This is a genomic window from Veillonella montpellierensis (genome assembly GCF_947090115.1).
Lineage (GTDB): Bacteria > Bacillota > Negativicutes > Veillonellales > Veillonellaceae > Veillonella > Veillonella montpellierensis.
Genome location: NZ_CAMUMS010000005.1, coordinates 103,519 through 126,279 on the forward strand (window position 1 = coordinate 103,519; position 22,761 = coordinate 126,279).

The 22,761-nt window shown below is 35.5% G+C and carries 22 protein-coding genes; all 22 read left to right on the plus strand.

The window, feature by feature from the left end; all coding sequences use genetic code 11:
- The first annotated feature begins 158 nt into the window (after positions 1-158).
- The 22 genes from ruvC to tsf all read left to right on the plus strand — a co-directional run bounded on the left by ruvC (position 159) and on the right by tsf (position 22,731).
- Positions 159-659, plus strand: coding sequence for a crossover junction endodeoxyribonuclease RuvC (gene ruvC / locus P6940_RS03840; protein ID WP_028256936.1), 501 nt, complete (start codon positions 159-161; stop codon positions 657-659).
- A complete protein-coding gene (ruvA, locus tag P6940_RS03845) occupies positions 656-1,264 on the plus strand; it encodes a Holliday junction branch migration protein RuvA (protein WP_277293247.1) in 609 nt (202 codons plus the stop codon). Before ruvC ends, ruvA begins: the two co-directional genes overlap by 4 nt.
- 2 nt (positions 1,265-1,266) lie before the next feature.
- The gene (gene ruvB / locus P6940_RS03850; RefSeq protein WP_028256934.1) at positions 1,267-2,280 is read left to right on the plus strand and encodes a Holliday junction branch migration DNA helicase RuvB; all 1,014 of its coding nucleotides are present in this window, start codon (positions 1,267-1,269) and stop codon (positions 2,278-2,280) included.
- A 59-nt stretch (positions 2,281-2,339) separates the two neighbouring features.
- Positions 2,340-3,809 carry a SpoIID/LytB domain-containing protein gene (locus P6940_RS03855; RefSeq protein ID WP_231562152.1) on the plus strand — a complete coding sequence of 490 codons (1,470 nt, stop codon included), beginning with the start codon at positions 2,340-2,342 and terminating at the stop codon, positions 3,807-3,809.
- Positions 3,810-3,970: 161 nt separating this feature from the next.
- Positions 3,971-4,996, plus strand: a complete 1,026-nt coding sequence (gene queA, locus P6940_RS03860; protein WP_028256932.1) for a tRNA preQ1(34) S-adenosylmethionine ribosyltransferase-isomerase QueA — start codon at positions 3,971-3,973, stop codon at positions 4,994-4,996.
- 143 nt (positions 4,997-5,139) lie between these two features.
- Positions 5,140-6,252, plus strand: coding sequence for a tRNA guanosine(34) transglycosylase Tgt (gene tgt, locus P6940_RS03865; protein ID WP_277293248.1), 1,113 nt, complete (start codon positions 5,140-5,142; stop codon positions 6,250-6,252).
- Positions 6,253-6,410: 158 nt separating this feature from the next.
- Positions 6,411-6,698, plus strand: coding sequence for a preprotein translocase subunit YajC (yajC, locus tag P6940_RS03870; protein ID WP_028256930.1), 288 nt, complete (start codon positions 6,411-6,413; stop codon positions 6,696-6,698).
- Complete coding sequence (locus P6940_RS03875; protein WP_051211922.1) at positions 6,698-7,294, plus strand: 5-formyltetrahydrofolate cyclo-ligase; 597 nt, start codon at positions 6,698-6,700, stop codon at positions 7,292-7,294. Before yajC ends, P6940_RS03875 begins: the two co-directional genes overlap by 1 nt.
- Positions 7,284-8,555, plus strand: coding sequence for a protein translocase subunit SecD (gene secD, locus P6940_RS03880; RefSeq protein WP_028256929.1), 1,272 nt, complete (start codon positions 7,284-7,286; stop codon positions 8,553-8,555). The genes P6940_RS03875 and secD overlap by 11 nt, the downstream gene beginning before the upstream one ends.
- Positions 8,555-9,442 (plus strand): protein translocase subunit SecF, encoded by an 888-nt coding sequence (gene secF / locus P6940_RS03885; protein ID WP_028256928.1) that lies wholly within the window; start codon positions 8,555-8,557, stop codon positions 9,440-9,442. Before secD ends, secF begins: the two co-directional genes overlap by 1 nt.
- Before the next feature lie 418 nt (positions 9,443-9,860).
- A complete protein-coding gene (priA, locus tag P6940_RS03890; RefSeq protein ID WP_277293249.1) occupies positions 9,861-12,044 on the plus strand; it encodes a replication restart helicase PriA in 2,184 nt (727 codons plus the stop codon).
- Between the two features lie 10 nt (positions 12,045-12,054).
- On the plus strand, positions 12,055-12,525 hold the full coding sequence (gene def / locus P6940_RS03895) for a peptide deformylase (RefSeq protein ID WP_277293250.1): 471 nt from the start codon (positions 12,055-12,057) through the stop codon (positions 12,523-12,525).
- A 24-nt stretch (positions 12,526-12,549) separates the two neighbouring features.
- Complete coding sequence (gene fmt / locus P6940_RS03900) at positions 12,550-13,494, plus strand: methionyl-tRNA formyltransferase (protein WP_277293251.1); 945 nt, start codon at positions 12,550-12,552, stop codon at positions 13,492-13,494.
- A gap of 9 nt (positions 13,495-13,503) precedes the next feature.
- Positions 13,504-14,289 carry a DUF116 domain-containing protein gene (locus tag P6940_RS03905; protein WP_277293252.1) on the plus strand — a complete coding sequence of 262 codons (786 nt, stop codon included), beginning with the start codon at positions 13,504-13,506 and terminating at the stop codon, positions 14,287-14,289.
- Positions 14,261-15,622 carry a 16S rRNA (cytosine(967)-C(5))-methyltransferase RsmB gene (rsmB, locus tag P6940_RS03910; RefSeq protein WP_277293253.1) on the plus strand — a complete coding sequence of 454 codons (1,362 nt, stop codon included), beginning with the start codon at positions 14,261-14,263 and terminating at the stop codon, positions 15,620-15,622. The genes P6940_RS03905 and rsmB overlap by 29 nt, the downstream gene beginning before the upstream one ends.
- Entirely contained in the window at positions 15,619-16,668 is a 1,050-nt protein-coding gene (gene rlmN / locus P6940_RS03915) for a 23S rRNA (adenine(2503)-C(2))-methyltransferase RlmN (RefSeq protein WP_277293254.1), read from the plus strand. The genes rsmB and rlmN overlap by 4 nt, the downstream gene beginning before the upstream one ends.
- Positions 16,665-17,363, plus strand: a complete 699-nt coding sequence (locus P6940_RS03920) for a Stp1/IreP family PP2C-type Ser/Thr phosphatase (protein WP_028256921.1) — start codon at positions 16,665-16,667, stop codon at positions 17,361-17,363. Before rlmN ends, P6940_RS03920 begins: the two co-directional genes overlap by 4 nt.
- Positions 17,364-17,379: 16 nt before the next feature.
- On the plus strand, positions 17,380-19,311 hold the full coding sequence (gene pknB / locus P6940_RS03925) for a Stk1 family PASTA domain-containing Ser/Thr kinase (RefSeq protein WP_423839107.1): 1,932 nt from the start codon (positions 17,380-17,382) through the stop codon (positions 19,309-19,311).
- Between the two features lie 7 nt (positions 19,312-19,318).
- Positions 19,319-20,179, plus strand: a complete 861-nt coding sequence (rsgA, locus tag P6940_RS03930; RefSeq protein WP_277293255.1) for a ribosome small subunit-dependent GTPase A — start codon at positions 19,319-19,321, stop codon at positions 20,177-20,179.
- Between the two features lie 181 nt (positions 20,180-20,360).
- Positions 20,361-21,008, plus strand: coding sequence for a ribulose-phosphate 3-epimerase (gene rpe, locus P6940_RS03935; RefSeq protein ID WP_277293256.1), 648 nt, complete (start codon positions 20,361-20,363; stop codon positions 21,006-21,008).
- 254 nt (positions 21,009-21,262) lie between these two features.
- Positions 21,263-21,964 carry a 30S ribosomal protein S2 gene (gene rpsB, locus P6940_RS03940; RefSeq protein WP_028256917.1) on the plus strand — a complete coding sequence of 234 codons (702 nt, stop codon included), beginning with the start codon at positions 21,263-21,265 and terminating at the stop codon, positions 21,962-21,964.
- Positions 21,965-22,050: 86 nt separating this feature from the next.
- Positions 22,051-22,731 carry a translation elongation factor Ts gene (gene tsf, locus P6940_RS03945; RefSeq protein WP_028256916.1) on the plus strand — a complete coding sequence of 227 codons (681 nt, stop codon included), beginning with the start codon at positions 22,051-22,053 and terminating at the stop codon, positions 22,729-22,731.
- Positions 22,732-22,761 lie beyond the last annotated feature (30 nt).

A 22,761-nucleotide genomic window follows, 5' to 3' on the forward strand; every position in this document is an offset into this window, starting at 1 on the left:
TAAGCTTTCCCGAGATATGTAATCTACATTATATATTTTGGGAAAGCTTTTTTATAGTTTCTTTTATTGATGTGCTATAAAAGTATTCATGAGTAACTTAGAATTGCTATAAGTATGGTATAATAGAAAGTAATTTCAATTTAAATAAGGAGCGTATTGTGAGAATTATAGGAATTGATCCAGGAACAGCGATTTGTGGATATGGTGTCATTGATGTACAGGGAAGCAAGATAAAGCCTGTGGCCTACGGTGCTATTACGACAACACCTGAATTTACAGATGCGCAACGGTTAGAAATAGTATTTAATGATTTAACTACGATTCTAGAAACATATAAGCCTGATAAATTTGGGGTAGAGCAATTATTTTTTAATAGAAATGTTACGACAGCCATTACGGTTGGCCAGGCACGTGGTGTTATTTTATTAGCCGCAGAGAAAAAACATATCCCTATTTATGAATATACACCGTTACAAATTAAACAAGCTGTAGTTGGCTATGGCAAAGCTAGCAAAGATCAAGTTACGTATATGACGATGAATATTTTGGGAATTCGTGAAAAAATAAAGCCAGATGATACGGCTGATGCATTAGCTGTAGCGATTTGTACAGCTCATAGTTCCCATCGAGATAGATTAACAAGGACGGTGCAGTTATGATTGGTTATGTACGAGGTACTATTACTCACTTATATGATGATCTTTGTTATGTTGATGTGCATGGTGTGGGATATCGAGTATATATTCCAATTAGTACAAGAGAACGATTAATAACGGGATCTGAAGCTACATTATATACGTATACTAATGTTAGAGAAGATGCCATTCACTTATATGGTTTTTTTACTGAAGAAGAATATGAATTATTTAGCTTGTTAATATCTGTATCGGGGATTGGCCCTAAAGCAGGATTAGGTATTTTATCAGGAATTAGGCCAACGGATTTTGTTCGGGCAATTTGTAATGAGTCTACCGACCAATTGATAAAATTACCAGGCATAGGTAAAAAATCGGCAGAACGACTTGTATTAGAGCTAAAGGATAAAATCAAAAAATTAGCTATAGCTACTGAAGAGTCAACAGTACCATCTACACCAATTATAAAAACAGAAAACACTGTTGCTAATCAAGCTATTGAAGCATTGGTATCATTAGGCTATACCGTAGCTGAAGTAGAGTCAGTAGTAGAAGAATGTGATGATGGGCAGTATGATGTGGCTACATTGATTAAAATTTCGTTAGCTATCTTAGGGAAAGGACGTTAACTATGAATGAAGAAGTTCGTATCGTAGATAAGGGCGAACAGGAAGAAGATATTTGGCAATATAGTTTGCGACCACGATTGTTTAAAGAGTATATAGGACAAGAAAAAGTAAAAGAAAATTTATCAATTTTTATTCAAGCTGCTAAAAAAAGGAAAGAACCATTAGATCATGTGTTGTTATATGGGCCTCCTGGACTAGGAAAGACAACGTTAGCAGGTATTATTTCTAATGAAATGGGTGTTAATTTTCGTGTAACTTCAGGGCCTGCCATTGAAAGAGCCGGCGATTTAGCTGCGTTATTAACAAATTTAGATGATGGTGATTTATTATTCATTGATGAGATTCATCGGTTATCTCGTAGTGTAGAAGAAGTTTTATATTCTGCTATGGAGGATTACGCACTAGATATTGTAATTGGTAAAGGTCCTAGTGCAAGAAGCGTGAGGATTGATTTGCCTAAGTTTACATTGGTAGGTGCTACTACACGGGCAGGTGCATTAGCTGCGCCATTACGAGATAGATTTGGCGTAGTTAGTCGATTGGAATATTATAAGCAGCGAGAATTAGAGCTCATTATTGTACGAGCAGCGGATATTTTATCGATTGGCATCGATTCGGAAGGGGCGAGTGAGATTGCTCGGCGATCACGGGGAACGCCACGTATTGCGAATCGATTATTAAAACGAGTTCGCGATTTTGCACAAGTCGTTGGAGATGGGATAATTACAAAAAATATTGCTGATGAAGCTTTGCGGCGACTTGATGTAGATACGATGGGCTTAGATAAGATTGATAGACGTGTGCTATATGCTATTATTGAAAAGTTTAAAGGTGGACCTGTTGGTGTAGATACGATTGCAGCATCTGTTAGTGAAGAAAGAGAAACTATTGAAGATGTATATGAACCGTATTTAATGCAATTAGGCTTTTTAGCGCGTACTACAAGGGGCCGTATTGCCACAGAAGCTGCTTATAAACATCTTGGTGTGCCATGGACAGAGGAGCTAAAAAAATAATGATTTCTAAGAAAATATTGCTGAGAGCAATTAGTATATGCACTATCATAAGCAGTATAATGATGTGTCATGGCATGATCATTGCTAACGCTCCTAGTCAAGGGGTTCATGAAAAAAAGAAAGTAGGAACGATTGTTTTACCTAGACCGACTAAGATGGTAGGTATACCTAAACAAGGAAGTGCTAAATCTAGTATAACTAATAGGGTGGGGAAAAAGGAAATTAATAAACGGTTATTTCTACATAAATCATCTACCTCAAGTGAACCTTTAACAAAGTCGATTAGATCTAGTAATAATGAAAAGGTGTTGAAGAATTATGCAAAGTTGACACCTATTAGAAAGTCATCTATCGATAAAAAAGATACTACACCTTATATACGCGTGTTATTAAGAGAACAATGCCAACAAATAGCTGTTATGTCACGTGCTAGAATAGTTGTAGGTGACGATAAGGATACAACAGTAGATACATTCTTTCCGGCGATGGTGAGAGTACCTATTATGGTAAAAAATAATAATATAGTTGTTGATAAGAAAGTATATGGCCCTATGATTACTGTACAATCAATTTCTGCCAATGAGGCGATAAGTATCGATGGACAGGATTATAGAGGTAGTATTTTTTTCATTGCTACAGGTCCTAATTCTATGACTATGATTAATCATGTGCCCTTAGAAGAATATTTATATGGTGTTGTACCACAGGAAGCCATACCAAGTTGGCCGATGTCTGCATTAGAAGCACAAGCCGTAGCGGCTCGGACCTATGCTATATACACAATGAATAACAATAAAAATAAATTATATGATATTCAACCAACCACAAAGAATCAAGTGTATGGAGGAAAATCTGGAGAATATACGAATACGACTCGAGCTGTAGATGCTACTCGTGGCGTGATTATCAGATATAATGGACGACCTATTAATGCATTGTTTCATTCGGATAGTGGGGGATATACGGAAAATAGTGAAAATGTATGGGGCACTAATTTACCGTATTTACAAGGTGTAAAAGATGAGAATCAATCAGCTCCTACGGCTACATGGCTTGTGAGTATTAGCAAAAAGCAATTGGAAGAAAAATTATATCATGCAGGTAAGTCAGTGGGCACGTTGCATTCCATACAGTTGTCTCCGTTGGTAGCTCCACCAATATATACGATTGACAGAGGTGTATCTGGTCGTATTAAATCAGCTGTTTTTATAGGCTCAAAAGGACACGTTACTATATCGGGTGATGCGTTAATGGCTATATTAGGTTTAAAATCCACACTATTTGATTTTTATATCAATCATAAGCCGACTACTATGTCGTGGGATAGAAAACAAGAAAAAATATATCACACATTTACTAAGAATAATGACATGATTTATATAAAAGGTCATGGATGTGGACATGGCGTAGGGTTATCACAATGGGGTGCTGCAGAGATGGCAAAACGCGCTACGCATGAAGATGTAAATTTTTATAAAACAATTTTGCGTCACTATTATACGGGAGTTTCCATTGATACTATATACTAAGTATTGATGGTAGCAAGATAAGAAATAGGTGGCGTTCATACTGCAATATTTTTATCATATACCGTGCAAGCAGAGTGTATTTATTTCGTATTATGTGATTGTTAGATTCCATACTAGTGAATTGATGGTTAACAGATTAAAGATAATAAGAAGGGTTGTTAATGAAAGTAACAGATTTTGATTATAATTTACCAGAAGAATTAATTGCACAAACACCTGTATATCCAAGAGATTCATCACGATTAATGATATTAGACAAACTTACTGGTAACATAGAACATAAACATGCCTTTACAGATATTATTGATGAATTATCAGAAGGCGATGTCATTGTTTTTAATAATACGAAGGTAATCCCAGCACGTTTGTTTGGACATAGAAAAGAGAGTGGTGGAAAGGTTGAAGTATTACTATTAACACCTTGTGGCTCGAATCGATGGGAATGTTTAGTAAAACCGGGTAAGAAATGTCCTATTGGTCAAGAGATTATTTTTGATCATCGTTTAACGGCTACTGTTATTGATAAAACAGATTTTGGCGGACGAATTGTAGAATTTTCTTGTGAAGGCGTATTTGATGATATTATTGAAGAATTAGGTCAAATGCCATTACCACCATATATTCATGAAACATTAAAGGATCAAGATAGATATCAAACAGTATATGCTGAGCATAAAGGATCAGCAGCGGCACCGACAGCAGGGTTACATTTTACACCAGAACTGTTGAAACGAATTCAGGATAAAGGCGTTACTGAAGTATTTATTACATTACATGTAGGATTGGGTACATTTAGACCTGTATCTGTAGATAATGTTGAAAATCATGTGATGCACAGTGAGTTTTATTCTGTATCTGAAGATGCTGCTGCTATTATTAATCAAGCTAAAAAAGCAGGGAAACGTATTATTGCAGTTGGTACCACATCGGTACGCACGTTAGAATCTGCTACTAATGAGGCAGGTATCTTACAAGCAGGTAGTGGAAATACAGAAATATTTATCTATCCTGGTTATACCTATAAAATGGTAGATGCGTTAATCACTAACTTTCATTTACCACAATCTACTTTGTTAATGCTCATTAGTGCATTAGCAGGAAGAGATCATTGCTTAAACGCCTATCATGAGGCTGTAAAGGAAAAGTATAGATTTTTTAGCTTTGGTGATGCCATGTTTATTCGATGATGTATGGAGTGTACTCTAGTTTTATTAGGTAATGCTAGACATGTAGTGATTCATATGATATTAGGAATTACTATTTATATTTATTGGATAGATTAATCTGTTATATGTTATAATAATGAATGATTTTATAAGGAGGGGTGCGATTGGTTATTACATATGAATTGCAAAAGGAATGTCCTCATACAGGTGCGAGGGCTGGCCTTTTACATACACCACATGGTACATTTCAAACACCCATGTTTATGCCGGTAGGTACACAAGCTACAGTAAAAACAATGACACCGGAAGAGTTAAAAGAGATGGGAGCTCAACTTATTTTGAGTAATACATACCATCTTTTTCTTAGACCAGGAGCTGATTTGATTGCCGAAGCAGGTGGCTTACATCAGTTCATGAATTGGAATCAAGCTATATTGACAGATAGTGGTGGGTTTCAAGTATTTAGTCTAGGTGATATGAGAAAAATTACAGAAAAGGGCGTCACGTTTCGTTCTCATATTGATGGATCTACACAATTTTTATCGCCAGAAGTAGCTACACAAGTACAAATGAAATTGAATTCTGATATAGCTATGGCTTTTGATGAATGCATACCTTATCCGGCAGATTATGATTATACAAAGGCATCTACAGAAAGAACTACTCGATGGGCGGAACGTTGCCGTAAAATACATGATTCAAAAACACAAGGTATGTTTGGGATTGTACAAGGTGGCATGTATAAAAAATTGCGCACACAAAGTGCAAAAGAATTAGTTGATTTAGACTTTGATGGATATAGTATTGGTGGTCTCTCAGTAGGAGAGCCTCATGATATGATGAATGATATATTAGAACATACCACACCATTATTACCATCTCATAAGGCACGTTATTTAATGGGCGTTGGTACGCCAGACTGCTTAGTAGAAGGTGTTGCACGAGGCGTAGACATGTTTGACTGTGTGTATCCAACAAGAGTGGCTCGAAATGGTATGGCTATGACATGGCAAGGTCGATTGACACTTAGAAATGCAACATTTGCACATGATTGGAATCCCATAGAAGATGGATGTCAATGTTACACTTGTAAAAATTATTCTCGCGCTTATATCCGTCATTTATATAAAGCAGAAGAAATTTTAGCATTTCGATTAGTAACATATCATAATTTATACTTTTTACTTGAATTTATGCGTCGTATGCGTACTGCTATCTTAGAAGACCGATTCCCTGCGTTTAGAGAGGAGTTTTGGGCCAATTATCATAAAAAATAATTTGTTATAGTTATAAGAAATTAATAAATTCAAGTTGGCAGTACTGATTATTATATAGTTGTTTAGCTCATTAGAGTACTGATAGATGTAATTCGTTTATCAGTGACAATAGCATATGAGTTATTTTTAGTAATACTTTATTATTTTGGAGGTTTATCATGGGTGATTTTGAACAGATTATTCAAACTAGTTGGCCGATTTTATTAATGGTAGTTATTTTTTACTTTTTATTATATCGACCTCAAAAGAAACAGCAAAAACAACGCGACACATTGTTGAATAGTTTGAAAAAAGGACAAAAAGTTGTAACTATTGGTGGTATGTATGGGGAAATTATTTCTCTTGATGATGAAACTGTTGTTTTACTAGTGGCTGATAAAGTAGAAATCAAATTTGCTCGTTCTAGTATTGCTAGTATAGTAACTAAACATAAGGAAGCTAAATAGTGAGCGATAAGCAAGCAGTGCGTCTGGCATACAAGGCTAGGCGTGCTGCTTTGCGTGCAGAAGATTGTAAAGCTTGGCAATCATTACTGACACAACAAATTATTTCCTTACCAGAATATGAACAGGCAACATCACTTATGTTGTATTTGGCAATGGAAAAAGAAGCAAATTTGGATGGTGTGATTACGCATGCTTTAGGAGCAGGAAAAACTGTATATGTTCCTGTTTGTATGAATGAAAGCTTGATAGAGCCAGCTCGTTTGAGGAACTTAGAAGAGGTTGATAAGGGTGTATTAGGTATTAGAGTTCCTAAAAAGCCATGGTATATGGAAACACCAAATCACATTGATTTACTATTAGTACCTGGTCTTGTATTTGATCGTTGTGGTGGTCGTATGGGCATGGGAGCTGGCTATTATGATCGATTTTTAGCATCCGTGGATACATCGCGGTATATGGGAGTTTGTTGGTCTATGCAGGTAACAGATGCTTTATTACCTATGGACATGTATGATTGCTATATGCCAAAGATTATTACTGAACTGGGATGTATTGAATGTAATAAAAATAGAAAGGGTGGCATTTTTGAAACGTAATGCAATTATAAAATTTTTACTTGCCATCATTGTAATTATTGGATTGTTTGCTTATTTTATTGTTCCATTAGCAACATCGATTAAGCAAGGTCTTGATTTACAAGGTGGCACACATATTGTTTTAGAAGCAGAAGATGCTGGAGAAAATAAAGTTACCGATGATGCGGTAGAGCGAACTATTCAAATTTTGAGCCGACGTATCAATGAAATGGGGTTAACAGAACCAATCATTCAACGTGAAGGCGCTAAACGCATTATTATTGAATTGCCTGGTGTTAAGGATCCAGACGAAGCAATTAAAACGATTGGTAAAACAGCGGTTCTTGAATTTAAGGATGAAGCTGGACAAGTTCAATTAACTGGTGATGATCTTAAAAATGCAAAAGAAGAATTAGGGCAGAATAAGAAACCTGAAGTTGCTATTGAAATGACAGATGCAGGCGCTAAAAAATTTGGTGACCTAACTGCTGCTAATATTGGTAAACGTATTTCTATTCATCTTGACGGAGAAGAATTAACGGCACCAGTTGTCAATGATGCTATTACAGGTGGTAAAGCTGTTATTACGGGTAGCAAAACATTAGAAGAAGCTAAGAATCTTGCTATTTTGTTACGTTCTGGTGCATTACCAGTAAAAATTAAGGTTATGGAAGTACGTACCGTAGGTCCAAGTCTTGGTCAAGATTCTAAAGATAAGTCAGTAATGGCTTTTACTGTTGGATTGGCACTTATTGTTGTATTCTTATTAGTGCTATACAGATTGGCTGGATTTGTGGCAAATTTAGCATTGTTGATTTATGTTTTGATTTTGTTAGTTATTTTAAGTCCCATTGGATTTAATGCGACGATGACACTTCCTGGCATTGCAGGTATTATACTTTCTATTGGCGTGGCTGTAGATGCTAATATTCTGATATTTGAACGGTTTAAAGAAGAGGTGTTTACTGGTAAATCTATGCGTGTAGCTATGGAAGCTGGTTTTAAACGTGCCTTTGCGACTATTCTAGATGCCAATGTATCAGTCATGATCACTGCTGCTATTCTAATTGCCTTAGGATCTGGTCCAGTTAAGGGATTTGCAATCACCTTAGCCCTAGGGGTAGCGGTAAGTATGTTTACTGCAGTTACTATGAGTCACTATTTATTACGAATGCTTATTGCTTGTAATTTTACCCAACACCCATTCTGGTTTGGATCTAATATATCGCCATCTAAATCGGTATTTGATGTTATTGAAGCTAGTAAAGGAGGGAAGAAATAATGAAATTTGATGTAATAGCACGTCATCGCATTTGGTTTACTATTTCCTCTTTGTTAGTAATTATTAGCTTAGTATCTATTTTTACTAAAGGTTTTAATCTTGGTATCGACTATACTGGTGGTACTATTGTGGAAGTTCAATTTACACAAAATGTTGAAGTTGCACAGGTTCGTGAAAGTTTAAAAACATTTAATTTAGAAAATTCTGTTATACAGTTATCAGGAGAATCTAATGATACATCTGGTAAAGACGTTATGATTCGTACACGGAATTTAACACCTAATGAAAGTAAGGCAGTCATTGATAATATGACTAAGACAATTGGTGAAAATCAAACTAAACGTATTGAAAGTGTAGGGGCTGTTATTGGGTCCGAAGTTACGCAACATGCTATTATTAATTTAGTCGTTGCTTTTGTAGCGTTAGCACTCTATATTTCCTATCGTTTTGAATATAAAATAGCCATTTCTGCATTAATAGCTATTTTCCATGATTTGATTATGGTGCTTGGTGTGTTTTCTTTCTTTCAATTGGAAATTGACTCTTCATTCTTAGCTGCGATTTTAACAGTTATTGGCTATTCTATGAATGAATGTGTTGTTATTTTTGACCGTATTCGTGAAAATACACATACTCATAAACGAACAGATACATTTGCTGATTTAGCGAATGCAAGTATTGCGCAAAGTATTCATCGTAGCTTTTATACATTATCTACAACGTTGTTTGCCTGCTTAGCATTATTCTTTTTCGGTGGAGATACGACTAAGAACTTTGCATTGGTTATGATCATTGGCTTTATTAGTGGATGTTATTCTTCTATTTGTGTTGCCACTTCATTGTGGAATATGTGGAAAACAAGAGTTAAAAATAGACAGCGTGCTTAACGTTTATAGTTTGGTATGCATATAATTTATATTGTAGGAATCGTATACTAGAGAACAGCTACAATATTAGGTGTTATATATCTGATATTGTAGCTGTTTATTTTTCTTTTACTAGGTAATACAATTATATTTTGATTATACATAACTAATGATAAAGTTGCTGTGTATGGAGTATATATTGTTTACTAGGCCAATTACATGATTTATAGTTATGATGATAGATTATATGAAATATAGATTAGATAAAATAGTAATTATATATAAGTTGAACCAAAGACTACGATTTTGTCGGATACACGTAGGTATGGCTATGAGTTATATTTTGGTAGGTTCTGGCTTAGAGACTATTCATAATATCATGGGTTGGTATATAATAAATTATTAGTATGTAGTATAGTTGCTAAAGAGGTAGTAGTACATGGTAGTAGCGGAAGTCATTATTAATCGCCCCACTAAACAATTACATAAACCTTATAGCTATGAAGTACCATCAGATTTAGGTACTATACCGATAGGAACCCGGGTCGTTGTTCCATTGGGATCAGCACGAGAAGAAGGAATTCTCATAGGGTATCGGGAACTATTAGAGAAACCAACATTTTCTATTAAGCCTATTGTAGCAGTATTAGATAGTGAACCTTGGTTTACGGATGAAATGTTAGGGACTGCTAAAAAATTAAGTGAATACTATCTTTGCTCATACGGTGATGCATTACGATTATTTACTATTACTAAAAAGCAATTAAAAAGCTATGAGCGGCCTAAAGAAAAATGGATTCGTATATTGCCAGGCTTTTCGCATGAACAATTTGAAATACGCAAAAAAAAGCAACGAGCATTGGCTACTTATTTAGAAGAAGTAGAAGTGGCGCCACTATCGCTCGTGAAGGCAAAAGGGTTTACACTAGCTGTGATTAAACAGGTGATGAATCATCCTTTAGTGGTAGTAGAAGAGAGACTGTCTAAGACAACTACTCAATTTCAATATGTGGACCATAGACATATACACATTCCTTTAACAGAAGAACAGAAACAGTGTTTTATACCTATCGAACATGCAATTAATCATGATATTTATGAACCATTTTTATTACATGGTGTTACGGGAAGTGGTAAAACGCAAGTATATTTGCGTGCGGCTGCGTCATGTTTAGAAAAAGGAAAATCAGTTATTATATTAGTACCAGAAATTATACTAACTGATCAAATTGTTACTCGTTTTGTAGATACTTTTGGTGATGAAGTTGTCGTTTTTCATAGTAAGTTAACTATACAAGAACGTTATAATAACTGGGAACGATTACGGCGAAAGGATAGTCATATTATTATTGGGGCACGCTCAGCAGTATTTGCCCCATCGGATGATATTGGATTAATTATCGTTGATGAAGAGCATGATAATTCTTATAAACAAGAAGACATGGTGAGATATCATGCACGAAAGGTGGCTTTGTGGCGGGCGAAAGCACATCAATGCCCAGTTATATTAGGATCAGCCACACCATCGGTAGTATCCTATTATAAAGCATTACAATCTGAATATCATTTATTGGAATTACCACGTCGTATTTTTGATCAACCCATGCCACACATTGAATTGGTAGATATGAAAGAAGAATTATTATATGGTAATTATTCTGTTTTTTCTGATGCATTATCATTATTGATTCAAGAAACATTAGAAAAACGGGAACAGATGATTATTTTATTAAATCGTCGTGGGTATAGTACTTTTGTTATGTGTCGTGAATGTGGGAAACCAATTTTATGCCCTCATTGTGATGTGGCGTTAGTGTACCATCAATCGGCTAAAGAGTTAAAGTGTCATTATTGTGAATATCATGAGCCTATACCTATGGTTTGTCCTCACTGTCAAAGTAAAAAGATTAAATACTTTGGTTCTGGTACCCAACGAGTGGAGGAGGAACTAAAAAAACGGTATCCGCATGCGAAGGTTGCTAGATTAGACCAAGATATAGCTACTAAAAAAGGACAAGGCGATGCTATTTTACATGATTTTGCAATAGGTGCTTATGATATTTTGTTGGGCACACAAATGGTATCGAAAGGACATGACTTTCCAAATGTTACAGCAGTTGGCGTTTTAACAGCTGACTCAGTGTTGAATATCCCTTTATATACGGCGGCTGAACGTACTTTTGATTTATTAACACAGACAGTGGGACGAGCAGGACGTAGAAATAAAGCAGGAAAAGCAGTGATTCAAACATATAATCCGCTACATTATGCTATAATAAAAAGTAAGACCCATGATTATGTAGGCTTTTACAATGAAGAAATTAAAAATAGACGAGACCTTGGGTATCCACCTTATGGAGAAATGATTCATATAGTGGTTCGTCATAAACATAAAGAAGTAGCAGATAAAATTGCTACTTCGATTGTTGATGATATATCGGCACAGGCGGATATATCAGTTAGTATTTTTGGCCCTTATGAAGAAGGAATTTCTAAAATTAGAGATTTATATCGGTTATCGATTATGTTACGAGGATCACATCTCAATCATATTAAGAAATATATATATAATTCGTGGATATTTACACAAGAAGGTGTATTGATTGATGTAGATCCTGTTTAATGGAGGTAATATGGCAGTATTAGACGTGTTAAAAGCAGGAAATCCAGTTTTAAAACAGGTAGCGGAGCCTGTGTCATTTGTAAATAAAAAGATACGAAGTTTATTAGTAGATATGGCAGAAACCATGTACAAAACTGATGGATGTGGATTGGCAGCACCACAAATTGGTGTATCCAGCCGAATTATTGTGTTAGATGACGGAAATGGTTTATTAGAACTAATTAATCCAGTTATTGTACATAAAGAAGGCACACAAATTGGGTTAGAAGGTTGTTTGAGTGTACCTGGATATTATGGTGATGTTGTTCGCTTTAATAAAGTTATAGTCCATGCTATTAATAAACATAATAAAAAGGTTGTTATTCGAGCTGAGGGCTTTTTAGCACGCATTTTACAACATGAAATCGATCATCTCGATGGAATTTTATTTATTGAGAAAGCCACTGATTTGAAGAATGTTGTTCAAAATAACGTTGACTAGTGTGGATTGGCAAGGGAGGTTATTATGAGCCCGTTAAAAATTGTATATATGGGAACACCAAGCTTTGCAGTTCCTACATTACAAGCTCTTATAGAGGAGGGACATGAAATTGTTGGCGTGTTTTGCCAACCTGATAAGCAAAGTGGGCGGGGTAAAAAAATACAGAGACCACCAGTTAAAGAAGTGGCGTTATCTCATAATTTATCAGTTTATCAGCCAGTTACTTTGCGGGATTCTAAAACAGAAGAGTTGTTAAAGTCCTTAGCACCTGATCTTATAGTTGTGGTGGCGTATGGTAAAATTTTGCCACCTTGGCTTATTGCATTGCCAAAATATGGTTGCATTAATGTACATGCGTCTATTTTACCTTCTTATCGTGGACCTGCACCAATTCATTGGGCTATCTTAAACGGTGATATAGAGACGGGTGTTACGATTATGAAAATGGATAATGGCCTCGATACAGGTGATATTCTTTATATTCATCGAGTTATGATTGATGAGAAAGAAACAACAGGCGAATTATTCCACAAATTATCTATATTAGGTGGAACATGCATTAACAAAGTGATTGATGGTTATGTAGGGGGACAGATCATTCCAACGCCACAAGATCATGATAAGGCTACTTTTACTAATAAAATTACAAAAGATATGGGGCGAATTTCTTGGAAAGACAGTGCAAGAAATATTGTAAATAGAATACGTGCTTTAAATCCTGCACCAGGGTGCTATTCTTTTATTCATGGGAAACGGTTAAAAATATGGGAGGCAACCATCAGTGATATGCCGACTACTATGGAAAAACCAGGCACTATTTTAGCAGTTACTAAACGTTCCTTTGTTGTTCTTACTGGCGAAGGATCTATTGAGATTACAATGGTTCAACCAGAAAATAAAAAGGCGGTTAACGCAGGTGATTACTGTAGAGGGTATCAAATTAGTAAAGGCTTACAATTTGAGGAATGAGCGTAGTATATGAAAGAACAAAGTTATAAAACATATCATCTCTATATTGCTATGATGACAGTTACTTTTATCATCATTACGCTATGGATTGTTTTGTTTATGTATCTTTTGTGGCCAGGTTTATATCAATTTGGCTTTATCGTGGCACTCGGCGTTGAATGTAGTATATTGATATTACCTGTGATAATTTGGGGGTTATACGGGATATTACTGATAGCTGTTTATGGTATCTATCGTGTACCGCCTTATCTTTTACGTATGAGTAATCGATTTGTCTATGCATTTTCTACTCTTAGTCTTGGCATTGCATGGATATGTAGAATTAGTAAAGATGAATTTAGGCAATCTATGATTGATATGATAAATCATTTAGTTGCTTCTCATATGTATAAGGTAGAGGCTCGTCAAATTTTATTATTAACTCCTCACTGTTTACAGGAAAATACATGTATTCATAAAGTAACACATGATATACATAATTGTAAGCAATGTGGCAGGTGTCAAGTAGGGGATTTATTAGAAATTGCTAATGACTATGGATGTCAATTTGTAGTTGTCACGGGAGGCACGTTGGCTCGTATGCAAGTGAAAAAAATAAAGCCAAAAGCAATTGTGGCAATTGCCTGTGAACGTGATTTGGCTAGTGGAATGGTTGATGTCTTTCCCATACCAGTTATTGGCATATTAAATGAAAGACCAAATGGACCTTGTTGTAATACAAGAGTTGACGTAAAAAAAGTTAGACGTATAGTAGAAGGACTAATTGATGGGAGAAAATCAAGTTACTATAAATAAAACAAATATTCGTTTGCTGGCGATTAAAGCATTGACGGAAATTAATCGGCAAGGAGCGTATGCTAATATCGTTTTGGCGCATTATATTAGGACCTATGCATTGCATGATTTAGATCGAAGATTTTTTACAGAGTTAGTATATGGTGTTATTCGTAGGCGAAATTATTTAGATGCAATTATTGTAGCTTTAACGAATAAGCCGATACATAGATTATCCTCGATAGTGGTGGAAATTTTACGATTAGGCTTATATCAAATTTTCTATATGGATAAAGTACCTCATACGGCGGCCGTTAATGAAAGTGTCAAATTAGCGAAAAAATTTGTACGAGGATTATCTGGATTTGTTAATGGTGTATTGCGAAATGCCATTCGAAAAATAGATGATTTAAGCATTGATAAACTTGCTCATGATGAAGATGAGCGAATTGCTTATACGTATAATCAGCCACTATGGTTAATCCAACGTTGGCAACGTGAGATGGGTTTATCTAAAACAATTGGCTTATGTGAATGGTTTAATGAGCAACCATGCTTAATAGCACGCATTAATACATTAAAAATATCTATAGAAGATTGTTTGATAGAATTAGAGCAATCTGGATGGACTATCGAGCAACATGAATCTATAAAAGAGGCAGTTTACATTATATCTCATAAGGAATCTCTATCTACTCATCCTTTAGTTGTAACAGGAAAAATTACCTTTATGGATATAGCGTCGATGCTTGTGGCACATGTGGTAGCGCCTAAGGAGGGCGATTACATTTTAGATGTTTGTGCCGCACCAGGCGGTAAAACAATGCATTTAGCTGCCATGATGCATAATACTGGACATATTATAGCTGGTGATATACATGAACATAAGTTGGCATTGATGAATCAAAATGCTAAACGATTGGGCGTTACCAATGTAGAAACTCGTCTACAAGATGGTAGAGATTTGCATGACTTATATGGTCAATCATTTGATAAAGTTCTTGTTGATGCACCTTGTTCAGGTTTAGGTATTTTACAGAAAAAATTAGACATAAGATGGAGAAAAAATGAGAAACATCTTGAGGAATTGCCAAAATTGCAATCTATGATTCTTGATGAAGCAGCTAAAGTAGTGAAAGATGGTGGTATATTAGTGTATTCTACATGTACGATTAATCATTTGGAAAATGAAGATGTAGTAAATCATTTTTTAATGACACATAAAGATTTTATAGTAGATGATATATCAGAGTATCTTCATTTACCTACACCAAATAAAATGCTTACCATCAATCCAGCAACGGATCGTATGGATGGTTTTTTTATGGCTCGGTTGCGTAAGGAGAAATTATGATAGAATTACTAGGTAAATCTTTACAGGAACTGCAAGAATTATTTATAACTTATCATATACAAAAATTCAGAGCTAAACAATTGATGGATTATATCTATAAACGATATATTTTTGATTTTGATAGTATGCTACAGTTTCCTAAGTCTCTACGAACGTGGTTAAAAGAAAATTGTATAATATCGATACCTCGTGTTATAGCAGAACATGTAGCACCTGATGGTAAGACACGTAAATTGTTACTGGAACTTAATGATGGCAGCTGCGTTGAAGCAGTGTTTATGAAACAACATTATGGAAATTCAGTATGCGTATCTTCTCAAGTAGGTTGTGCTATGGGATGCATCTTTTGCGCATCTACTGTTAATGGTCTATATAGAAATTTAGAAGTTTATGAAATAGTTTCACAAGTATTACTATTTGCTTATATGCTGCAAGAGAATATCCATTCGCTAGTGGTTATGGGTGCTGGTGAACCATTACAGAACTATGATAATGTTGTGAAAGCCTTGATGTTTATTCATGCATCAGAAACATGTATGATTAGTTATCGTAAAATGACCATATCTACATGTGGTATTGTAGAAAATATTTACTTATTAGCAGATGAGGGGTTACCGATTACATTAGCTCTATCATTACATGCAGTGACAGATGATATGCGACAAAAAATTATGCCCATAGGTGCTACGTATTCATTAGAGGAAATTTTGAAAGCCCTCCAGTATTATTATGAAAAAACACAGCGACGAGTTACATTTGAATATATTTTAATTGAAGGAATCAATAGCTCTAAAGAATGTGCCCATCAATTAGGTCAAATCGCAGCTAATTTCCCTAATTGTAATGTTAATTTAATCCCGGTGAATGGTAATGAACATATTCACTTATATAAACCTACGATAAAAGATATTTCTGATTTTAAAAAAATTATTTTTTCTTACGGTATATCGGTTACAGTTAGAAAAGAAATGGGTGATGCCATTCAAGCTGCTTGTGGACAATTGAAAGCGCAGCATGCAGTATATAAGAAAGAGGCGATGCAATGAAAAGCGTTGGCATGAGTAAAATTGGACTAGTTCGCAAACAAAATGAAGATAGATTTGCTATTACTCGTACGAGTTGTATTGTTACAGATGGTATGGGAGGCTATAAGGGTGGTGCTTTAGCCAGTACATTAGCAATTGATGAAATTGTTCATTTTTTAGAGTCTCATAGCCCGATTCAACAAAGCACATTAATTGATGCGATTACTTGTGCTAATACGAGCATTTCTAGACGGGCAAAAGAAGAACCGGCGTTGAAAGGGATGGGAACTACTGCTGTTATAGCTTCTGTGGTTAATAAAACACTATATTGGGCTAATGTAGGAGATAGCCGTTTATATGTGTATTCTAATCATCAGTTAGAACAAATTACAACAGACCATTCGATGGTACACCAATTGTATGTGGATGGACATCTTAAAAAGGAAGAGTTGTTACAACACCCACAAAGGAATTTGTTAACTCGTGCTGTGGGGGTAGAGAGCACGGTTCAGGTTGATAGTGGTGAAATATCAGTACAATCAGGTGACCGTATATTATTATGTTCAGATGGATTGACAGGTTATGCTGATGATACAATCATTGCTGACACATTAGAACAGATTTCGTCAGATGAAGAGGCGTTAAACCATTTAATGTCTATGGTATATGATTTAGGTGCTAGTGATAATGTAACAATTATTATTGGAACAGTGTAATCTGGAAAGTGGTGAAATGATGAATATAATACATGATAATCAAGAAATCATCCTCGATAATCGATATAAAATTTTAGAAAAAATCGGCATCGGTGGCATGGCTGATGTATATAAAGGAATAGATTCTTTATTAGGTCGCACAGTGGCCATTAAAATCTTGCACCAAAATTTTGCAAATGATGATGAATTTGTTAGTCGTTTTAAGAGAGAGGCACAAGCAGCAGGAAAGTTAAGCCATCCTAATATTGTAAATATGTATGATGTTGGGTTTGATCAGGGATTACACTACATTGTTATGGAGTATGTAGATGGAGAAACATTAAAAGAGTATATCTTACGACATGGTCGTTTATCCATTGATACAGCTGTTAAAATTGCGATTTCTATTGCTGAAGGACTTGAACATGCTCATGCTATGGGGATTGTTCACTGTGATATTAAACCTCATAATGTATTAATCACTAAAGAGGGGCGTGTTAAAGTAACTGATTTTGGTATTGCTAGAGCTATGAATACGACTAATACCATGATGTATACTAATTCTATTATGGGGTCAGCACATTATTTATCACCAGAACAAGCAAGTGGAAAGCCAGTAACAGGTAGTACAGATATTTATTCTCTTGGTGCAGTCCTATATGAAATGTTAACAGGTCATGTGCCATTTGAAGGGGATACGCCTATTAGTGTAGCTCTAAAACATGTACGAGAACCTCTATGCCCACCTACTCGGTATAATCCAAGCATACCTCCTTTGTTAGAGGCTGCTGTTGTGAAAGCATTGGCTAAAAATCCAATTGAGCGGTTTCATTCTATTTCCGACATGATTAGTGATTTACGATTGTCTCAAGGGTTTGTTAATTCGAAAAGTAGCCGTTTGATTCCTCATGACTTTGCAACGCAAGTATTACCATCTGTTAATGCGGATGCACTTAGCGACTATGAAGATGAGTATGAGCCTAGTGATAGAGAGTCAAAAAAAGGTATATTAAATAAATTAGCAAGTATTCCACAAAAATATATCTTATTAGGATCTATTGCTATTTTTGTAGTAGCTTTTTTATGGGCCTTTTTGAGTTTTGGAAATTTCTGGAGCAATGCAACAGTAGATGTTCCTAATGTAGTAGGTAAGCAAGTCTCTGTAGCAAAGCATATTTTGGAAGATAAGCATTTGCGAGTTTCTGTGAGCGAAGTAACTAATCCTGATGTACCAGCAGGGCAAGTTATTTCACAAACACCACAGGCAGGAGAAACGGTTAAAGAACAGCGTACAGTTCATTTAGTAGTAAGTAAAGGAATTGGAGATATTACAATACCGGATTTAACAGGACTCACTATCGATCAAGCTAAGGGAAAACTCAAGGATTTGGGGCTTGCCATTGGGAAAATATCGACGGCGAATGATTCAGAACAACCTGACGGTGTGATTATTATGCAAGATCCATCAGGAAATGCTAAAGTTTCTAAGGGAACCATTGTTAATATTACTGTTAATAAATTAGTGGCCAAGAAAACAACAGTTCCTAGTGTTATCGGAATGACTTTAAAAGAAGCGAGAGAAACATTAGCTTCTGCACAACTTTCATTATTAAATATTCAAGGCTCAATTGATGAGTCTGCATTGGTAACTAAGCAAAGTTTGAAAGCTAATGAGTCTGTAGATGTAGGAGCAGGCATTACGATTACTACTGAAATGCAAGATAGTAAAAAGCGAGAAAATAATACATCTAATGCAGATGGAACGAGTGGTACAGTCGATGTAACAGTGCCATCTGGATCTAATAATCAACATTTAAAAATTCTTACCACCGATGATACAGGCACAAAAGTGATTTATGATGATGTAAAAAAACCGGGTGACCGTATAGTGAAAAAAGTATCTGGCGTGGGTACAGTGCGAGTACAAGTCTATTTAGATGGCGCATTAGTACAAGATTCAACATTATAGGAGTTATATGACTACAGGTATTGTAATAAAAAATATGAATGGTTATTTTTATGTACAATCTAAGGATGGAATTGTACATGAATGTAAAGTGCGAGGAAGGTTAAAGAAAACTCGATACTCCCTTTTAGTGGGGGATTATGTTGATATATCAGAGGATGCTTTTATAGAACGCATTCATCATAGAGTCAATTCTTTAATTCGTCCAGCTATTGCTAATATCAATCAAGTTATTTTAGTAGTAGCGGCTCATGACCCAGATATTAATACATTACTGCTAAATAAATTGTTAGTGATGATTGAAGATGCCGATATATATGTACGAATTTGTATTAATAAATACGACTTAGCTGATGCATCAACGAGTGCATTGGTTAATGAATATCGTCAATTAGGGTACAGCGTATTAACTACATCAACTCGAACACATGAGGGGATTGATGAATTAAGAGATTGTTTACAAGGCAAGGTAAGTGCTTTTGCAGGTCCATCTGGAGTAGGTAAAAGTAGTTTACTTAATGAGATAGAGCCAAGTTTTTCCTTTCAAACAGGTCAAGTTAGTGAAAAAATTAAGCGTGGTCGTCATACGACTCGCCATGCGTCTTTGTTTAGCTTGAATGATGAGTCGTTTATTATGGATACACCTGGTTTTAGTGCCATTGGATTTACCCATATATCATTGGAACGGTTAACCTCTTTATACCCAGAATTTTTACAGTATGAATCACAGTGCAAGTTTAGTCCTTGTTATCATGATCATGAGCCAATTTGTGGAATCAAAGATGCTTTGGAGAATGGATATATTAGTGAACAACGATATGCATCGTATCTGGCGATTCGAGAGGAAATCATCAAGCAAAGACAGCGTTAATATATTGAAACTTTTTAGATTTATATACGGGCACGTGAATACGCACTATAATTATGGCGTTATATACAGCATTCTTGTTGTATTGAATTAACAATCTAGGTGTATACATCATAGAAAAAGGATTTTATATAGGCAGTACTAGTATGTGTAGCGAAGTATCTTCGTAAGAAAGGAATTAGTTATGGTTAAAGTGTTACCATCTATGTTATCGGCTAATTTTGCAGAATTAGCCAAGGAATTAGCAGATATTGAACAATGTGGCGCTGATATGTTACATATTGATGTAATGGATGGTCACTTTGTACCTAATCTTACATTTGGAGCGCCTATTGTAAAGGCTATTCGTCCTTATACAACATTGCCTTTTGATGTTCATTTTATGGTGACAAATCCAGAAACATATATTGATGAGTATGCCGGTATTGGTGTGGAATACTTTACATTTCATGTGGAGGCTGCACCACATGCACATCGATTGATTCAACAAATTAAATCATCAGGTATGAAAGCTGGGGTTGCTTTAAATCCGTCAACTCCAGTTGCTATGTTAGAAAATATTATTAATGATCTAGATATGGTGCTGATCATGAGTGTTAATCCTGGATATGGGGGACAGTCTTTTATACCGAGAACAATTGATAAAATTAAACAAGTATCCTCACTATTAAAGTTGATGGATAACACTCACGTAGTCATTGAGGTGGATGGTGGTATTAATACCACCACATGTGAAGCAGTCAAGAGGGCGGGCGCTGAATTATTAGTAGCTGGATCTGCGGTTTTTGGAGCACGTGATAGAGCCGCTGTAATTAAACAACTAAAAGCTTAATATATAGGGGCAAGTAACAGACGAATAGATAGAACTAGTTTTAATAGATACTAGTTTAGGAGACAATCATATGCATATATCATTGCCATCAGTCTATAGATATAAGTAAAAAACATACTTGCTACTCTATCTTTCTTTATGGTATAATTTACCAGTATAAAAAATACGCACGTTGATGGACTTCGGTACTGTGCTCGATTTTGAGTGGCCCGAAGGATGAAGTTGCGGAGGTTTAGTAACAGGAGGTAACTACCATGTCAGTAGTATCAATGAAACAATTATTAGAAGCTGGTGTTCATTTTGGACATCAAACTCGTCGTTGGAATCCTAAAATGGCGAAGTATATTTTTACAGAACGCAATGGTATTTATATTATTGACCTTGCAAAAACAGTTAAAAAAGTAGAAGAAGCATATGCATTCTTGCGCGACGTTGCTGCTAACGGTGATGTAGTACTTTTCGTAGGCACAAAAAAACAAGCTCAAGAATCTATTAAGGACGAAGCCATTCGTGCCAACATGTTCTATGTTAATGAACGTTGGTTGGGTGGTATGTTAACTAACTTTAAAACAATTGAAACTCGTATTAAACGTTTAAAAGAATTAGAAACAATGGCTGAAAACGGTACATTTGAAGTATTACCTAAAAAAGAAGTTATCGGTCTTCGCCATGAAATGGAAAAATTAGAAAAATACCTAGGTGGTATTAAAGATATGCCTAAAATGCCAGGAGCATTGCTAGTTATTGATCCTAAAAAAGAACGTATTGCTATTGCAGAAGCTAAAAAATTGGGTATCCCAGTTGTTGCTACTGTAGATACTAATTGTGATCCTGATGAAATTGACTTCCCAATTCCAGCTAATGATGATGCAATTCGTGCAGTCAAATTATTAGCCGGTAAAATGACAGATGCTATTTTGGAAGGTCGTCAAGGCGAACAGGTTGAAGAAGCTTAATAGATAAGACTATACTATTTTTATGACTTAATATAATTAAGGTAAGGATAATCCTTACCTTAATTAGTGTAATGGAGGATAATAGAATGGCGATTACAGCTGCTCAAGTAAAAGAATTACGTGAAACTACTGGTGCAGGAATGATGGACTGCAAAAAAGCATTGACTGAAACTGATGGAGATATGGCAAAAGCGATTGATCTTCTTCGTGAAAAAGGGTTAGCTGCTGCCGCTAAAAAAGCTGGACGTATTGCTGCTGAAGGTGTTGTTGCATCTTATATTCATGGCGGCGGACGTATTGGCGTATTAGTAGAAGTTAACTGTGAAACTGACTTTGTTGCTAAAACAGATGATTTCCAAGCGTTGGCAAAAGATATTGCTATGCAAATTGCTGCTACTAATCCAGCATATTTAAAACGTGAAGATGTGCCAGCAACTGTTATTGAGCATGAAAAAGCAGTTCTTCTTGAACAGGCCAAGACAGAAGCAGAAGAAGATGTTAAAGCTGGTCGTAAACCAAAACCTGCGGCAGTATTGGAAAAAATGGTTAATGGCCGTATTGAAAAATATTATAAAGAGAATTGCTTATTGGAGCAAGTATTTATTAAAGATGGTGACAAAACAGTTACTGATATCATTAATGAAAATATTGCAAAAATCGGTGAAAACATTAACGTACGTCGTTTTGTTCGTTATGGCTTAGGTGAAGGCCTTGAAAAACGTAATGATGACTTCGCAGCAGAAGTAATGGCATTCGCTGGTAAGTAAGATATAGATAAGAGAACACCGAATAGTGTT

Bases quoted from the DNA above. Each gene is read 5' to 3' on its own strand.
- yajC (WP_028256930.1), top strand. From the start codon at position 6,411: ATGGGTGATTTTGAACAGATTATTCAAACTAGTTGGCCGATTTTATTA.
- pknB (WP_423839107.1), top strand. From the start codon at position 17,380: ATGATGAATATAATACATGATAATCAAGAAATCATCCTCGATAATCGA.
- secF (WP_028256928.1), top strand. From the start codon at position 8,555: ATGAAATTTGATGTAATAGCACGTCATCGCATTTGGTTTACTATTTCC.
- rpsB (WP_028256917.1), top strand. From the start codon at position 21,263: ATGTCAGTAGTATCAATGAAACAATTATTAGAAGCTGGTGTTCATTTT.
- rlmN (WP_277293254.1), top strand. From the start codon at position 15,619: ATGATAGAATTACTAGGTAAATCTTTACAGGAACTGCAAGAATTATTT.
- ruvB (WP_028256934.1), top strand. From the start codon at position 1,267: ATGAATGAAGAAGTTCGTATCGTAGATAAGGGCGAACAGGAAGAAGAT.
- P6940_RS03905 (WP_277293252.1), top strand. From the start codon at position 13,504: ATGAAAGAACAAAGTTATAAAACATATCATCTCTATATTGCTATGATG.
- P6940_RS03920 (WP_028256921.1), top strand. From the start codon at position 16,665: ATGAAAAGCGTTGGCATGAGTAAAATTGGACTAGTTCGCAAACAAAAT.
- fmt (WP_277293251.1), top strand. From the start codon at position 12,550: ATGAGCCCGTTAAAAATTGTATATATGGGAACACCAAGCTTTGCAGTT.
- rsmB (WP_277293253.1), top strand. From the start codon at position 14,261: ATGGGAGAAAATCAAGTTACTATAAATAAAACAAATATTCGTTTGCTG.
- P6940_RS03855 (WP_231562152.1), top strand. From the start codon at position 2,340: ATGATGTGTCATGGCATGATCATTGCTAACGCTCCTAGTCAAGGGGTT.
- rsgA (WP_277293255.1), top strand. From the start codon at position 19,319: ATGACTACAGGTATTGTAATAAAAAATATGAATGGTTATTTTTATGTA.
- ruvA (WP_277293247.1), top strand. From the start codon at position 656: ATGATTGGTTATGTACGAGGTACTATTACTCACTTATATGATGATCTT.
- def (WP_277293250.1), top strand. From the start codon at position 12,055: ATGGCAGTATTAGACGTGTTAAAAGCAGGAAATCCAGTTTTAAAACAG.
- queA (WP_028256932.1), top strand. From the start codon at position 3,971: ATGAAAGTAACAGATTTTGATTATAATTTACCAGAAGAATTAATTGCA.
- priA (WP_277293249.1), top strand. From the start codon at position 9,861: ATGGTAGTAGCGGAAGTCATTATTAATCGCCCCACTAAACAATTACAT.
- tsf (WP_028256916.1), top strand. From the start codon at position 22,051: ATGGCGATTACAGCTGCTCAAGTAAAAGAATTACGTGAAACTACTGGT.
- rpe (WP_277293256.1), top strand. From the start codon at position 20,361: ATGGTTAAAGTGTTACCATCTATGTTATCGGCTAATTTTGCAGAATTA.